Source organism: Acinetobacter sp. 70_2 (genome assembly GCF_056736115.1).
On the sequence record NZ_JBWZIP010000015.1, the window covers coordinates 114,854 to 129,814 of the forward strand.

A 14,961-nucleotide genomic window follows, 5' to 3' on the forward strand; every position below is an offset into this window, starting at 1 on the left:
TATGTCAGTAAAACCGGTTATACACTTTGCGCATGCCAACGGTGTGCCATCTATGGTGTATCAAAAATTGTTTAATCAATTAAAAGATGAGTATGACATCATTTATGTTCCACTCATTGGTCCTGACAAACGTTATCCGATTACCGATCATTGGCCTTTTTTAGTTGATCAGGTGATTGATAGTATTGTTCGTCAAGCTAAAGGGCGAAAGGTGATTGGACTTGGTCATTCGCTGGGTTCAGTTTTGACCTTAATGGCATCTTTTAAACGCCCTGAGCTTTTTTCACAAGTGATAATGTTAGATCCACCTCTTATTTTGGGTAGATACTCTTTTGCTTTTCATATGGCAAAACTGTTTAAACCCAAGATAGTTGATGACATGACACCTGCAGGTTTATCTGCACGTCGTCGTGAGCATTGGGAGTCTCGTGAGCAAGCTGCTTCTTTGTTACGTCCAAAAGGTTTTTATAAAGACTTTGATGAGGACTGCTTTCAAGCTTACATTGATTATGCTTTGAAAGAAGATTCAGTACGTGGCGGCGTAACGTTAACTATTTCTCGTGAAGATGAAGTTGCGATATTCCGTAAAAATCCTTCTTGGTGGTGGCTACCTATGCCAAAACCGAAAATGCCTGTACATTTAGTTGTAGGTAAAGAGAGTGCCTTCTTAAAAAGAGGTTTCCCTCAAATGGCAAAGCGTAAAATGGGAATTCCATTTAGTGTCGTTGAAGGAGGGCATATGTTCCCACTAGAGCATCCGATTGACACAGTGAATTATATTAAGAAGCTTATTCATAGCAATTCACACTAATAAGACTTTCATTAAAAAAGGACATGCATGCATGTCCTTTTTTAATTTACGTTGAGCAAAGCTTTTACCAAGATGCAAAACGTATAGGGTGTTCAAGAATTTGATTACGGAAATAGGCTTGTCCATCTTTCCATGTCAGTTGGCCATTACATAACCACTCTGCAACTTGAGGATAAATGAAATGCTCAAGTTTATGTACACGTTCTGCCAAAGAGGCAACATTGTCATGTTCTTTGACTTCAATTGCAGATTGAGCAATTGCTTGACCAGCATCAAGTTCGGAAGTTACAAAGTGAACTGTACAACCATGCAATCGATCACCTGTATTTAATACACGCTGATGTGTATTAACACCTTTATAAGCAGGTAATAACGAAGGATGGATGTTAAGCATTTTACCTTGCCATTGATCGACAAAGTTTGCAGTTAAAATACGCATGAAACCGGCTAAAATAACGATATCAGCTTGCCACGCCATAAGTTGCTGATGCATCGCTTCATCAAAATCGGTACGACTAGGAAAGTCTTTATGCGAGATTACCGCTGTTGCGATATTAGCATTTTGAGCACGCTCTAGGGCATAAGCATCGGCTTTATTGGACAATACACCTACAATTTGCCCTGATAGACGTGCATCTATCAAGGCCTGTAAGTTACTGCCGTTCCCAGAGACTAGAACAGCAATTTTCATCATTCAAAGATCACACGAATTTTTTCGTCTGCACCTTCCACTGATTCAGCATTTTCTTGGATATGTCCGATTTTCCAAGCTTTTTCACCTTGAGCATTAAGCACTTCAATTGCTTTTTCTGCATCGTTTGCATCAACTGCAATCACCATACCTACACCACAGTTAAAGGTACGGTACATTTCAAAACGTTCTACATTGCCTTCACGTTGTAGAAGTTTGAATAATTCTGGCCATTCCCAAGAAGCTTCATTAATTACAGCTTGAGCACCATTTGGTAATACGCGTGGTAAGTTACCAGGTAAACCGCCACCAGTGATGTGTGCCATAGCATGTACATCAACTTGTTTGCAAAGCTCAAGAACTGGTTTTACATAAATACGTGTTGGTTCCATTGCAACATCTGCAAGAGGGCGACCATCAACCACTTGAGTTAAGTCTACATTCTTAACATCTAAGATTTTACGTAGTAATGAATAACCATTTGAGTGAGCACCGCTTGATGCAACACCAATAAGTACATCACCAGATTTTACTTTAGAGCCATCAATAATTTTGCTTTGCTCAACAACACCTACGGCAAAACCAGCAAGATCGTAATCTTCGCCTTCATACATGCCTGGCATTTCAGCTGTTTCACCACCTACAAGTGCACAACCTGCAAGTTCACAACCTTTACCGATACCTGTAACTACATTGGCAGCTACGTCTACATTTAAGTGACCAGTAGCATAGTAATCGAGGAAGAATAATGGTTCTGCACCACAAACCAAAAGATCGTTAACACACATCGCGACAAGGTCTTGGCCGATTGTGTCATGACGATTAAGGTTAAGAGCTAAACGTAATTTAGTACCTACGCCGTCAGTTCCCGAAACCAAAACAGGTTCTTCGTAACCTTTAGGGATTTTGCATAGTGCACCAAAGCCACCAAGTCCGCCCATTACTTCTGGACGAGTTGTACGTTTAGCGACTGACTTGATACGATCGACCAGTGCGTCGCCCGCTTCAATGTCAACACCCGCATCTTTGTAGCTTAAACCGGTATTTGGGGTAGAAGTTGAGTTGCTCATAAATGAAGTCTCCGCATTGGCGGCAGATTATAACCTGAATATACGAAACTCTTATGTTATTTATGCTCGAAAATGCTATCTTTAATAAAAATATTTTTCCATTTATAACGATTAAATCAAAAAAGGCTATATTTTATGCAAGATCGTATACTGCGCCGTATTTTCTTACTCGCAGGTATTGTATTGCTGGTATGGGTATTATACTTGCTCAAGCCTGTGGTCATTCCATTTCTTGGTGCTTTTTTCCTGGCTTATTTATTTAGTCCACTGGTCGATGTTCTAGTCAAAATTAAGCTACCTCGTTGGTTGGCAATTAGCATTGTTTTTATCGGTATTGGTGTAACTTTGACTGTCGCATTATGGTATTTGGTTCCACTCATCTGGAAACAATTTGTTTATGCACGAGATAGTATACCGGCCGGAATTCATTGGATTAATGCAGAGCTGTTACCATGGATTTCTTCAACATTCCATGTTCAGCAAATGGAAATTGATACCGATCAAATGTCCAAAGCGGTCATGGATTATGTTCAGACCAATTATAGTGCCGATAGTATTCAAGCTGTTTTATTAAAGCTTGCACAATCAGGTCTGAATTTTATTCAGATTGGTGGAACAATTGTTTTAATTCCAATTATTGCTTTCTATTTCTTGCTTGATTGGGACCGTATGTTACTGAACTTACGTCGTCTCATTCCACGACCATATGAAGAGACTACTTTACAAATCGTTCGTGAGTGCCATAGCGTTTTAGGAGCATTTGTTAAAGGTCAGTTCCTCGTTATGCTTTTACTCGGCGTAGTCTATGCCGTAGGTTTACAGTTAATTGGGCTAGAGGTCGGACTTATTATTGGGATGGTGGCTGGCCTTGCCAGTATTATTCCTTATTTGGGATTTGCTGTCGGTATTATTGCAGCCGTTATTGCAAGTTTGTTCCAGTTTGGACTGGACTGGACCCACTTACTACTCGTTGGTGTGGTTTTTATGATTGGTCAAGCAGTAGAAGGCTATATTCTACAACCCTTTCTACTCGGTGATAAAATTGGTCTTTCGCCTGTTGCGGTTGTATTTGCTGTATTGGCAGGTGCCCAACTTGCAGGTTTCTTAGGAATGCTCATTGCATTACCTGTGGCTGCCGTCATTGTTGTACTCTTAAAACATCTAAGAGATAACTATGAAAAAAGTAGTCTTTATGGCGCTTACTCGGAATTATTTGTACAAGAGGGTAATATTCAGCAAATTCATGTAGAAACTGGAAATACTAAACTTGATCTTGAAGTTAAAACACAGCAAGATACAGATACCCCGAATCTTTCAGATCAGAAATAATTTCAAGGCCAATTCATTATATGCGTCAACTCCAACTGGATATAGAACCTCAACTTGATGCCCGAATCAGTGATTTTTCGGGACCAGGTTGGGGGCATGTAGTCGATGCAGTGCGTCAACTACATGCGGGTCTAGTAAATAGATTTTATATCTATGGAGGTGCAGGAACAGGTAAGAGTCATTTGCTTTCGGCGATTTGTGATTCTTATTTGGAAGTGGGTAAGTCTGCGATTAAAGTTTCTTTGCTAGAACTTCTTGATGCTCCCATAGAGGCAATTACCTGTTTAGAGCACTATGATTTAGTTGCTTTAGATGACATTGAATCTATTAGTGGTGTGCCGCACTGGCAAAAAGCGGTTTTTCATTTAATGAATAACCATGAAGGGCAACTTGTATTTTCTTCACGTGTTGCACCGATTGAATTAAAACTGGAGCTGCCAGACTTACAATCACGTCTTACTCAAGCAGTCAGCGTAAAAGTGCCAAGTGGAAGTTTATATGCGGACCGCTATGCTTTAGTCACTTCTGTTATGGCGAGACGTGGTATCCATTTCGATCAGCAGATTGTAGATTATTTACTTTTACATGGACCTCATCAGGCTTCTGTATTGTTGCAGACCGTAGCTCAACTAGAGAAACTTCTTAAAGGTGAGAAGACTAAGCTTTCAAATGCAACTTTAAGACAAATCTATGCTTTGATTGATGAATACCAACAATAAACACTTCTTATATTCTGTCTTTTTTGTTGGTTAGACTAAGTTCGGTTTTCTAATATAAAAATAAAATAAGAACTATTAAATACTTATTCTTTAAGCCTTAGAGTGAAATGTTAAATTTTTTCATAAGTAAAATTTCCATATATCAATAGATGTTTAATTGTCCAAATATTTATAAAGCTACTTATCTAAAATGACGCTATAGACCGATCAAAACATCTTGAGAAATTCTGATTCCTGTGACAAAGTACGCACAAAGGATGCGTTTGCAAAAGTGGAAACTTTGCAATATTGACAAAGAAAAATGAAAAAAATAGGTAAGGAGAAGGGTATGCTCAAACGGAGCATTGCTTTTGCATTATTGGCTGCTGCTGGGCACGCTTATTCTGCTGATATTCAAGTCACAAGCTTAGTTGATGAAGATAAAGATGATACGGTATGTACGCTACGAGAAGCTGTACAGTTTCTAAATTATCGTGGTTCATCTAATGCAGCCGATGTAGAAAAATATGCAAATGGTTACCATGGCTGTGGAAATAAAGATGCTTCATCAAATATTATTTTACAGCGTGATAAAGAATATGCATTAAATACCCGAATAACGATTACAGCTCCTCTTACAATTAGTACAGCAAAAAATGATTCTACTTTAGTAGATGATCAACCAGGTTCGCATAACGCGACAATAAAAATGGTGGGTACAGATCAGCTATTTAAGATTGATGATGAGAATGTTGAAAAAGCATCTTTTTCTGTTTCTTTAAGCGATCTTAATTTACAAGGTGCAGGTCCTAACACGACAGCATTAGAAGGCGGGTTGATTTATAACCATGAACAATTAATTATTCGAAATTCACGTTTGATAAATGGTTATGCAACACGAGGTGGTGCAATTTATAACGCAGGTAATTTATCTAATACGACAAATACTGCTGGTGCAGTTACGCTTATCAATAATTTAATTCAGAATAATAAAGCAGCTCAAGGTGGCGTTCTATATAGTGAAATGCCGCTCTATTTTATTACTCAATCTGTAATACGTGATAATGAAGTTACAACGGCAGATAATGCTTTACTTTATACACAAACTAAATTTGCCGATGAAAGTACGGGAGGATATTTAACTTCCAGAGCAATTGGTATAAGTAATAGTACAATTTTTCATAATAAAGGTGGTTTTATTGCGAACATCCGAGACGGAATGTTTGTTAATAACATTACAATGATTAAAAATGATAAAGGGCTATTTCTTGATGCTCCACAAAGTAATGCCTCGGTTTCAAATAGTATATTAGTAGGAAATACTGTTAATTGTCAGGTAAGTACGACTGACAAGGCCGTCATACAAAGTAATTTAGTTACAGCAGAATGTAATCGTAATGCTACTGCAAAGCTCCCTAATATTCTTTATCCCGCGAGTGAGAAGCTGATTGCGGGTGATAGTGATGAAGGTGTATGTGATGTAACCTCTCCGACTGGATTATTATGCCCTTACAATACGCCAAAAGATAGTTTTCTCGGTTTCTTTAGACCACGGTTACTTGAAAGTTATCAAAGTTTATCTGATTCATTAATCATAAATAAAGGACGTCTTTATAGTGATGGTTCTTCAATTGGTTTAGCAAGCTGTGAAAGATATGATCAACGTGGTAAAAATCGTAGTGGTTACGATGAACTTTGTGATTTAGGTGCAATTGAATATATTTTAGATAACCAAATTGCTCCAGTTGGCCAAGATATTAAATATGGTCAAGTTGCAAAATTTAGTATTTTAGGCTCTTTGAGTGAAGCAGATTTGGTCACTCCTGCTACATGTAAACGTTTATTTGGTGACCGTCCTGATGGTAAAGAATGGCAACCTGGATGTCTTAAAGTTATACAAAGTACTGATACACCAATTTCTAAAGGTACTGTTACTTTAGATCAGAATGGAAATGTTGTTTACACACCAAATGGAAATTGGCATGGTGCAGACATTTTTAAAATTCAAGTTGTTACGAGTGTATCAAGATTTAATGATGGTTCAGATTTCCAATATATTACTATTCCTGCAACTGTAGTCCAAGAACCTGTATCTGGCATCGAAGATAAGTCTGTGAGCACAGGTGGAGGGGGAAGTGCTGGTAGTGGATTAATTTTAGGGTTATTTGGATTAATTGCATTACGCCGTTTCAAGTCATAATCAGGGATGAGGACTATGAAGAATTATAAAAAAGCACTAGGTGTGATTGCTGTTATCGCAGCAATGCCTTTAATGGCTCAAACCACAATAAAAGTTACAACATTTGATGATGAAGATAATGAGAACATGAATGCATGTTCTTTACGTGAAGCTATTACAGCAGCAGAAATGCGAAAATCTTATGGAGGATGTGAAGTTCCCGCAATTGATAAGAATTATACAATTCAACTCGAAGCTGGTACTTATACTTTAAATAAAGAGTTAACTCCTAAAGTTGCTTTAAATATCATTGGTAAAGAGGCAACAGATTGGGAGCGAAAAGGGGTCTTAACTAATGACTATCCAGCTCAAAAACCGCTTCAAACCCATATAAATGCTGGTGGAAAATCACGTATCTTTAATACAGCTGTTTCCCAACAACCTTTAGCGTTGACTAATATCATTTTAGAAAATGGCAAAAGTACTGAACAAGGTGGTGCAATTTATGCTGGTGCGGATATAACTCTAAAAAATAGCCAGATTCTAAATTCGCAAGCTCCTAAAGGTGGAGCAATTTATCTTGGAGGAAGTAATGCTAGTTTAACGATGAATCATTCCTTGATCCAAGGCAATGGTAAGTCTTCTATTGAAGGTAGTATTCTTGCAATGAGTTGTATGTTTAATAACACATACAGCGCACGTACTTTATCGCTTGACTCAAATAGCTTTATAGATAATGGGGCAACAGATTCTATAAGTACTTTTGACTTTTGTGGTAGCCCTACAGCGACTTTTACAAATAATACAATTGCGAAAAATATAGCCAGCCTTACTAATGGTAGTATTCTTAAATTTACTGGAGATGCTGATCCATCACAGAATCAAACTAGTAATTTAAGCTCATCTAGTAGTTTAGCATTGCAAAACAATACAATAGTTGAGAACTCTGCAAATACAACTTTCCTATATGATAAATTAGGAAAAAAAGATTTAAATTTTAATATATTAGCATTTAATACTGGTACTTACGCATGTCGATACTTATTAGGAGCGGCGGCAGCAGAAAAAGATACTGGATTAAATTTGAAATTTAATGCATTAAACTTAACAGGTAATAGTCCAAAATGTGATGTACCTACAGAATTAATTCCTACAGGCAATACAAATATTGATATAAAAAATGAAGTCTTTAGTACTTTATTAGAGCCTTTAAAAGAAGCTAATGAGAATAATGGTTTTTTACCAATTTATTACCCTAAAAATAATTTCTCAGCAACAGATTTGATCGATGTAGATGCAGAAAATAAGGGTACATGTCAAAATCAAGACCAACGTGGATTATCCAGATTGGTAAGTAATACGTATTATTATCAAACGCTAGGCAACATTAAAAATAGTTGTGATATTGGTTCAATTGAATTAATGAAGCTTACAGCAGGTGACTTAGAAGGTTTAGGCAATATCTCATTTACGACTTTATTAGATACTTTTCAGAAAAGTTACGATTTGTATGATGGTTTGCTAAAAGATCCAACTACACCATCAAATTTTATTGTTTATTATAAAGTTCGTTTAGCTGAATTTAAGGATTTACTTGATAAATTTAAGAATGATACTGCTCATGTAAATACAAAATATCGAGCTATCTATATAGATTTAAAAAACTATGGTTTTCCACTGCCAAGTGAAGACACGAATCATGTATTGAAGTTTTTTAATACGACTGATTATAGCGTTAAAGCAGAACCACTAGGTGTTGGACAGAAAGTAGAAGATTTAACATCAGATACTGAGACTAAGAAAAATCAGCGGTGTGAGTGGAATCCGACAGTACAGCAAATTCTCTTTTATCGTGTTGATGATGATGTTACTTCAAATACAACATATGAATTTTGTAAATATACAATTACCACTAAAACTGGGGAGGAACTGAGTAGCGGGTTGATTAAAGCGAAATTTGCAAATATTGCCCCTGTTTCAGGAGATGGTACGATAAGCTTTAAATACTTAGCTAATGAAATTATTCCACTAAATTTACTTAAATATGCAAATGATGATGGTGATGGACCCGTTAATACACTTAGTACTAAACCTAATAAACCTTCATTTTGGGTAAATGATCAAGGTGCTGAGCTACCAATTTACTTACCGAGTAAAACATCAAAAGATGGAATTTTTACGGTAATCAAAGCTGATCGGGAAGGTCCATGTCCAGGCAAAGATAGTAAAAATACGTGTTATGGTGGCAACATCTATATTCAAGCAAAAAATGTATTTAATACTTTCAATGATACATTGACTTACTATGTTTATGACGCAGATGGAACCATTTCAGCCAAAGCGGGAACAATTAACTTAGTAAGCACAGCAACTACAACCGATGATTCTAGAAGTGGTGGCGGTGGAGGAAGTATCGGAATCTTCTCTCTTACATCACTGCTAGGTTTGATTGCTTATAGACGTTATCGTAAGTAAAAGCAAAATAAAAAAGCCTCCATCGGAGGCTTTTTTATTTGTTATTAGATGTTTAAATAGCACATTGTTAAAAAGTGATTTTTTAGTGCTCTAAATATTTATTGATATATTCTTCGCGTATAGCAGTTCTTTCATCAGCACTTGCTTTTAACATACGCTGACGTAAATCATTACGCTCTTGTGTACTCATTTTTTGCCAAGCTTCGCGCATTTTTTGCTTTTCTGCATCTGGAAGTTGGTTGAACCAATCCATGCGTTGTTGCAAGTTAGCGCTTTGGTTTGGTGGTAATTCTTTTAAACTTTGATAACGTTTAATTACTGCTCGTTGCTCTTCTTCAGATAGAGCATTCCAAGTATCGTCTACTTGAGTATTGGCATCTTTAGAAAAAATCCAGAAACGTTCAAAACCCGCAAAACTGGTTTGCAGGAAACTTAATGAACAAAGGATAAGTGCTAACTTTTTAGCTACCATGTTGAACTTTATCCTCACCCAACACCATCAGCATTTCTAAATCTTCCACCATTTGTGGAGATAATTTAGGATTTACAACAACTTGATTTTGTGGCTTATCCATCATATCTACCGAATTTGGTAAAATAACAAAACCAGTAATCGCTGCAGCAAGTGCAAAACCAGTCATTTTCCAGACACTGTAAAAAGAGGCTGGTTTTTGTTGGATATGGTCAAGCACATGATTCATCACCACTGTTTTATTTTTATGGTGATGGGCTAAACTATCGAGTTTAGACGTCACCTTTTTAGTGAAATCATCATGATTCATTAGAACCTCCCATGGGATTTAAATGCGCTAAGTACTCTCTAAGTCCCTGAATTGCTCGATGATAATGGGTTTTTACACTACCTTCAGTGCAGTTCATAATTTGTGCTGTAGTATGGGTGTCGAAACCTTCCCACGCACGTAACATGAAAGCTTGTTGTTGACGAACAGGTAGTTTTGCAATCGCTTCCTGAATTTCTTCTATGGTCACTGCTTGATCTAGAAAATCTGCTGGATTGATTGCTTTTTCATCGACAATATCAATGATTTCTTCATCATCATTGTCTAGACTAACTTTTTTGAAGAATGAAAATGGGTTTGCCCGACGTGCTTCTTTGCGGCGCCAATCCTGAAGTTTGTTGTTTAGAATAGTATAAAACAGCGGATACCATTCTTCAGTACTTCGATCGGCGTAAGACTTGTGTAAAGCAATAAATGCTTCTTGAACCAAGTCCATGGCAATGCCTTGTTGACCTTGGGTAGCACTCTCCATCATCACTAAAGCACGACCAGTAACATCTTGCATAAAAACCTTTAGGCGTTGTTCAGCCGTGCTGGCATGAACACTAGATGTTTCCGATCGAGACTTTTTCGGTGCTAAATCCATGGAGATGGAAAATCCTGTCATTGGACGTACCCACCTTATCTTCAATATATCTCTTATATAACGTTGAAAAGAGGTGGGAGGTTGACAACAATCGGCTATTTTTTAGTAGTGTAAATGATTTTTTTCACAAATATGAGCGATGTAAAATAAATTAACGTTTTATTGGCGCTGGCGAACCATCTCAAAAAAACAAATAGATCCTGCAATAGCTACATTTAATGACTCTTGACCACCTGGTTGCGGTATTGTCACGGATTGTGCGTGTTCTAAAGCATAATCACTTGCGCCTTGTCCTTCATTACCTAAAATCCAAACACATGGCTTTGAAAGGTCTTTTGAATAAAGACTGGTCGAGCGATGAGAACTTGTAACGAAAACAGGAATATCGAATTTAGGAAGAATATCGGTCAATTGGAAGTTTTCAAAACAATGTAAGCTGAAATGAGCCCCCATACCTGCTCTTAAAACGCGTGGAGACCAAAGAGAAGCAGAGCCTTGCGTACAAATAATTTGTTTAATATTTGCCGCGGCTGCTGAACGTAATAATGTACCTACGTTACCTGGATCTTGTACATTCTCTAGAATTAACGTATCTACGTTATAGTCAATCGTTAATGCAGTTTTAGGCAGATCAATAATAGCTAAACAAGGAAGGGTATTACCTAAAGTACTTAAATCTTTATATAAAACTTCACTGATAATAAAGACATGACCCTGATGGAGTTCAATTATTTTCTTTAAATCGTCATGTTCCAACGCCTGTTCAGTCGTAAACAACGAAAAGAGCTTTTTCTGTTGTTGTAACCAAGCTAGGCAAAGGTGAGTACCTTCAAGAACTGTTTGCTGATGCTTTTTTCGGGCGCTATTGAGTTCAATTAAACCACGCAAATGTTTAATTTTTGCATTGTCTTTTGATTCTAAAAAAATAACCGCCATAAGGATATATCCAAAAGGGCGTCATCATACTATATGACGCCCTCTATAATTTAATTATTAATGATAGCTTGTTACGCGTTCAACTTCGTTTTTAGAACCGATAATTACCGGAACACGTTGGTGAAGCTCTGTTGGTTCAATATCTAAAATACGAGCACGGCCTGTAGTTGATGCGCCGCCTGCTTGTTCAATGAGCATACTCATTGGGTTAGCTTCATACATTAAACGTAAACGACCAGCTTTTTTCGGATCTTTTAGATCATATGGATAAAGGAAAATACCACCACGGCATAAAATACGGTGAATATCGCCCACCATACATGCAACCCAACGCATATTGAAATCTTTTTCACGTACAGATGTTTTACCTGCAAGTAACTCTTCAATATATTGTTTTACTGGTTGTTCCCAATGACGCTGATTAGATGCGTTAATAGCAAACTCTTGAGTATCTGCTGATACTTGAACATTCTCTGTAGTAAGTAAGAATGTTTGAGTTTCTGGGTCTAAAGTAAAGAACGCTACACCATTTCCAACGGTTAAAGCCATCATTGTTGATGGGCCATATAACACATAACCAGCAGCAACCTGTTGAGTACCTGCTTGCATGAAATCTTGTGCTTGTGTTACTGCATTTTTTGCAGGAAGAATCGAGAAGATTGTTCCTACGCACATGTTGATATCAATGTTACTTGAACCATCTAATGGGTCGAATAATACTAAGTATTCGCCGTTTTCTTGCGCAGGTGTAAAGTCATCAAGTTCCTCAGATGCAAGACCACCAACATGAGGATGAACTTTTAACGCATCAATTAAATAATCATTAGAAATCACATCAAGTTTTTTCTGTGTTTCACCTTGAACATTTTCATTACCTGCACTACCTAAAATTCCAGCCAAAGCACCTTTTTGTAGGGCTTGGTCAATGGTTTTACAAGTCGTAGCAATCGTGTCGATGACTTGGGCCAACTCAGGTGTAAGGTTCCCTTTTTCTTGTTGTAAAAATTGGGACAATGTGAGGTTGGACATAAAAAAACGCTCCTGTGCGCAAGCATCAAAATGAGTCAAATAAATACGTGGCATATTCTAGATGAGAATGCCGGAAAATAAAAATTATCTTACTTTATTTGTGTTGCATTTATGCTTACAAGCCTCATTTTACATGGTATGTTGTTTGCATAGCAAAGGAATGTATATTTAGGAGAATCGAAATGACAACTAAGAAGTTTGATGCGACCCCCACGGCAGGCGAACCAATCAATTTAGAAGAAATTTCGAAAGAAAGTGTTCAGGAAGCTTGGAAAGACTATGAAGCAAAACCTGAATATAAAGCTTTTAATAAGCATGATTTGATTGAGTCGATGCAACATTCAGAAGAAGAGGAAAACAAATCCTCTTAAATTAAGAATCAAAAAATAAACACCCATATGTGGGCGTTTATTTTTTGGAGTGTCTTATTTTAATAGAGGAGGAACCGCTTCATAGTTAATTTCAACACGGCGGTTTTCTTTCCAAGCTGATTCGTCATGGCCTGGGTTAACAGGAGCTTCTTTACCATAACTTACAGCTTCAAGTTGCTGTGGATTTACACCATTTGTGATGAGATAACTTTGAACTGCTTTTGCACGACGTTCACCTAAAGCCATGTTGTACTCACGTGTACCACGTTCATCTGTATGACCTGTCAATGCAACTTTTGAATTTGCATTTGCCATGAGGAACTGAGCATGGGCTTGAAGTGTTTGATAATCTTCAGCAGATAAATCACTACTGTCGTAATCGAAGTGAACAACACGTTTAGCTAAAGCAGCTTTATTTGCTTCAGTTACACCTTTTGATGAAGCACCTGCCAAATTTTGGGCATTTAATGCAGCATCTTCACTTAAACCGGTTGTGTTTACTGTACTTGGGTTTGTAGTACCAGTAGTTGCCGTTGTTGCAGGCTTACGGCTCGCACAACCTGTCATGACAAGCGCTACACTAAGTAGAGGAAGGGCCAAATATTTGATTGATTTCATCATCATCTCCATCAATGGAATAAAAAGTTATTTAGGTGCCCAGGCTGGTTCACGTACTTCACCTTGTTCACTCGGTAAATTCATACGGAAACGACCATCAGTGGACATGATAGACAGTAAACCACGGTTCCCTTCACGAGTTGCGTAAACCACCATTTGCCCATTTGGTGAGAAACTTGGTGATTCATCTAAACTCGTTGGGGTAAGAATATTGACAATGCCTGTATTAATATCTTGGATAGCAACCTTATAGTTACTACCACTTGGTCGATGCACTAGTGCAATTTTTTTGCCATCTGCACTTAAAGTACCACGAGCATTAAATGACCCTTTAAATGTTAAGCGTTTTACTGAGCCATCTCCAAAATCATAGCGATAAATTTGAGGAGAGCCTCCACGGTCAGATGTAAAAATAAAAGCTTTCCCATCTGGTGTGTAACGTGCTTCTGTATCAATGCCAGAGTCATTTGTCATACGTTTGACTTGGCGAGTTGATAAATCCATTTGATAAATTTCAGGGTTACCATTCATCGATGCTGTAAATAGCATTGATTTGCCATCTGGTGAAAAGCTTGGCGCACCATTTAAGCCTTTAAAGCTGGTAAGTACTTCACGTGTTCCAGTAGATAGATCTTGTAAGTAAATTGCTGGGCGTTTAGTTTCGAAAGAAACATAAGCAATTTTTTTAGCATCAGGAGTCCATGCTGGAGATAGAATTGGGTCGCGTGAAGAGAGAACAGTTTTTGGTTGCTCACCATCTGTATCGGCAATTTGTAAAGTGTAACGTTCCGCAGGAGTTGCCGGGTTACGTAATACATAAGCGATACGACCGCTAAAATCACCTGCAATACCAGTTAATGCTTGATAAATAGCGTCACTAACCATATGACCAGCTTGACGGATGCGTGAAGCAGGAACATTCAACAACTCATTGAGAAGATATTGCTGTTTTTGTACATCATAAAGTTGGTAATGGACTTCAAACCCATCAGCTGTTTGCTTAATTTGCCCAGTAACAACATATGGAATACCAGCAGCTTGCCAATCAGATGCTTGAATCTGATTAATGGCAGCATTTGCAGGTAAGTTTTTCGATGAACTTGTGAAACGTCCTGAACGGTTTAAGTCAGTTTCAACAATTGGATAAAGTCCATTGTCATTATTAAAAGGAACAATAGCGATTTTAGGTGCCTGATCAGGTGCTTTTGCAATTTCTAAATGTAGTTGAGCAAAGGCAGCTGTCGGTGCAAGAGGACTTAATGCTGTAAGCAGCGTTAAGGCTAAAAGGTGTTTGCGGCTCGTTTTCATAGGTTTAAAGTCATTGAAGGCATTTTTGTGACTGTGGATTTTGTAACATAGTTACATGCC

Annotated in this window: 15 protein-coding genes; 6 read left to right on the top strand and 9 right to left on the bottom strand. The window is 37.6% G+C overall.

Translation table 11 applies throughout. The annotated features are described in order from the left end of the window. Position 1: 1 nt before the first annotated feature. A complete protein-coding gene (locus AC1PJ9_RS09550) occupies positions 2-811 on the top strand; it encodes an alpha/beta fold hydrolase (protein WP_263614388.1) in 810 nt (269 codons plus the stop codon). Between the two features lie 64 nt (positions 812-875). On the opposite strand, the gene purN is transcribed toward AC1PJ9_RS09550, so the two are convergent. After that, the gene (purN, locus tag AC1PJ9_RS09555; RefSeq protein WP_263614387.1) at positions 876-1,505 is read right to left on the bottom strand and encodes a phosphoribosylglycinamide formyltransferase; all 630 of its coding nucleotides are present in this window, start codon (positions 1,503-1,505) and stop codon (positions 876-878) included. After that, entirely contained in the window at positions 1,502-2,572 is a 1,071-nt protein-coding gene (gene purM, locus AC1PJ9_RS09560; RefSeq protein WP_191001246.1) for a phosphoribosylformylglycinamidine cyclo-ligase, read from the bottom strand. Before purM ends, purN begins: the two co-directional genes overlap by 4 nt. A gap of 135 nt (positions 2,573-2,707) precedes the next feature. Here purM and cxpE point away from each other — a divergent pair, with 135 nt between their 5' ends. The 4 genes from cxpE (at position 2,708) to AC1PJ9_RS09580 (ending at position 9,253) form a co-directional block, all read left to right on the top strand. Next, complete coding sequence (cxpE, locus tag AC1PJ9_RS09565; RefSeq protein ID WP_311086771.1) at positions 2,708-3,901, top strand: chloramphenicol efflux transporter CxpE; 1,194 nt, start codon at positions 2,708-2,710, stop codon at positions 3,899-3,901. 20 nt (positions 3,902-3,921) lie between these two features. After that, positions 3,922-4,620, top strand: coding sequence for a DnaA regulatory inactivator Hda (hda, locus tag AC1PJ9_RS09570; protein ID WP_001249536.1), 699 nt, complete (start codon positions 3,922-3,924; stop codon positions 4,618-4,620). Between the two features lie 328 nt (positions 4,621-4,948). Beyond that, positions 4,949-6,799, top strand: a complete 1,851-nt coding sequence (gene rbtA, locus AC1PJ9_RS09575; protein WP_311086772.1) for a rhombotarget A — start codon at positions 4,949-4,951, stop codon at positions 6,797-6,799. Positions 6,800-6,814: 15 nt separating this feature from the next. Next, the gene (locus AC1PJ9_RS09580) at positions 6,815-9,253 is read left to right on the top strand and encodes a CSLREA domain-containing protein (RefSeq protein ID WP_311086773.1); all 2,439 of its coding nucleotides are present in this window, start codon (positions 6,815-6,817) and stop codon (positions 9,251-9,253) included. Positions 9,254-9,335: 82 nt separating this feature from the next. On the opposite strand, the gene AC1PJ9_RS09585 is transcribed toward AC1PJ9_RS09580, so the two are convergent. The 5 genes from AC1PJ9_RS09585 to AC1PJ9_RS09605 all read right to left on the bottom strand — a co-directional run bounded on the left by AC1PJ9_RS09585 (position 9,336) and on the right by AC1PJ9_RS09605 (position 12,604). Then, the gene (locus AC1PJ9_RS09585; RefSeq protein ID WP_022575263.1) at positions 9,336-9,725 is read right to left on the bottom strand and encodes a DUF3106 domain-containing protein; all 390 of its coding nucleotides are present in this window, start codon (positions 9,723-9,725) and stop codon (positions 9,336-9,338) included. After that, a complete protein-coding gene (locus AC1PJ9_RS09590) occupies positions 9,715-10,035 on the bottom strand; it encodes a hypothetical protein (protein ID WP_002052599.1) in 321 nt (106 codons plus the stop codon). Before AC1PJ9_RS09590 ends, AC1PJ9_RS09585 begins: the two co-directional genes overlap by 11 nt. Further along, a complete protein-coding gene (locus tag AC1PJ9_RS09595; protein ID WP_311086921.1) occupies positions 10,025-10,639 on the bottom strand; it encodes an RNA polymerase sigma factor in 615 nt (204 codons plus the stop codon). Before AC1PJ9_RS09595 ends, AC1PJ9_RS09590 begins: the two co-directional genes overlap by 11 nt. A gap of 159 nt (positions 10,640-10,798) precedes the next feature. Then, positions 10,799-11,575 carry a TrmH family RNA methyltransferase gene (locus AC1PJ9_RS09600; protein WP_311086774.1) on the bottom strand — a complete coding sequence of 259 codons (777 nt, stop codon included), beginning with the start codon at positions 11,573-11,575 and terminating at the stop codon, positions 10,799-10,801. A 57-nt stretch (positions 11,576-11,632) separates the two neighbouring features. Then, positions 11,633-12,604, bottom strand: a complete 972-nt coding sequence (locus AC1PJ9_RS09605) for a class 1 fructose-bisphosphatase (protein ID WP_311086775.1) — start codon at positions 12,602-12,604, stop codon at positions 11,633-11,635. Between the two features lie 182 nt (positions 12,605-12,786). On the opposite strand from AC1PJ9_RS09605, the gene AC1PJ9_RS09610 reads away from it, so the two are divergent. Further along, positions 12,787-12,975 carry an NF038105 family protein gene (locus tag AC1PJ9_RS09610; protein ID WP_002052586.1) on the top strand — a complete coding sequence of 63 codons (189 nt, stop codon included), beginning with the start codon at positions 12,787-12,789 and terminating at the stop codon, positions 12,973-12,975. A 54-nt stretch (positions 12,976-13,029) separates the two neighbouring features. On the opposite strand, the gene pal is transcribed toward AC1PJ9_RS09610, so the two are convergent. Together pal and tolB are read right to left on the bottom strand one after the other, a co-directional pair. Then, complete coding sequence (pal, locus tag AC1PJ9_RS09615; RefSeq protein ID WP_263614381.1) at positions 13,030-13,593, bottom strand: peptidoglycan-associated lipoprotein Pal; 564 nt, start codon at positions 13,591-13,593, stop codon at positions 13,030-13,032. A 27-nt stretch (positions 13,594-13,620) separates the two neighbouring features. Continuing rightward, complete coding sequence (gene tolB / locus AC1PJ9_RS09620) at positions 13,621-14,901, bottom strand: Tol-Pal system beta propeller repeat protein TolB (RefSeq protein ID WP_263614380.1); 1,281 nt, start codon at positions 14,899-14,901, stop codon at positions 13,621-13,623. Positions 14,902-14,961 lie beyond the last annotated feature (60 nt).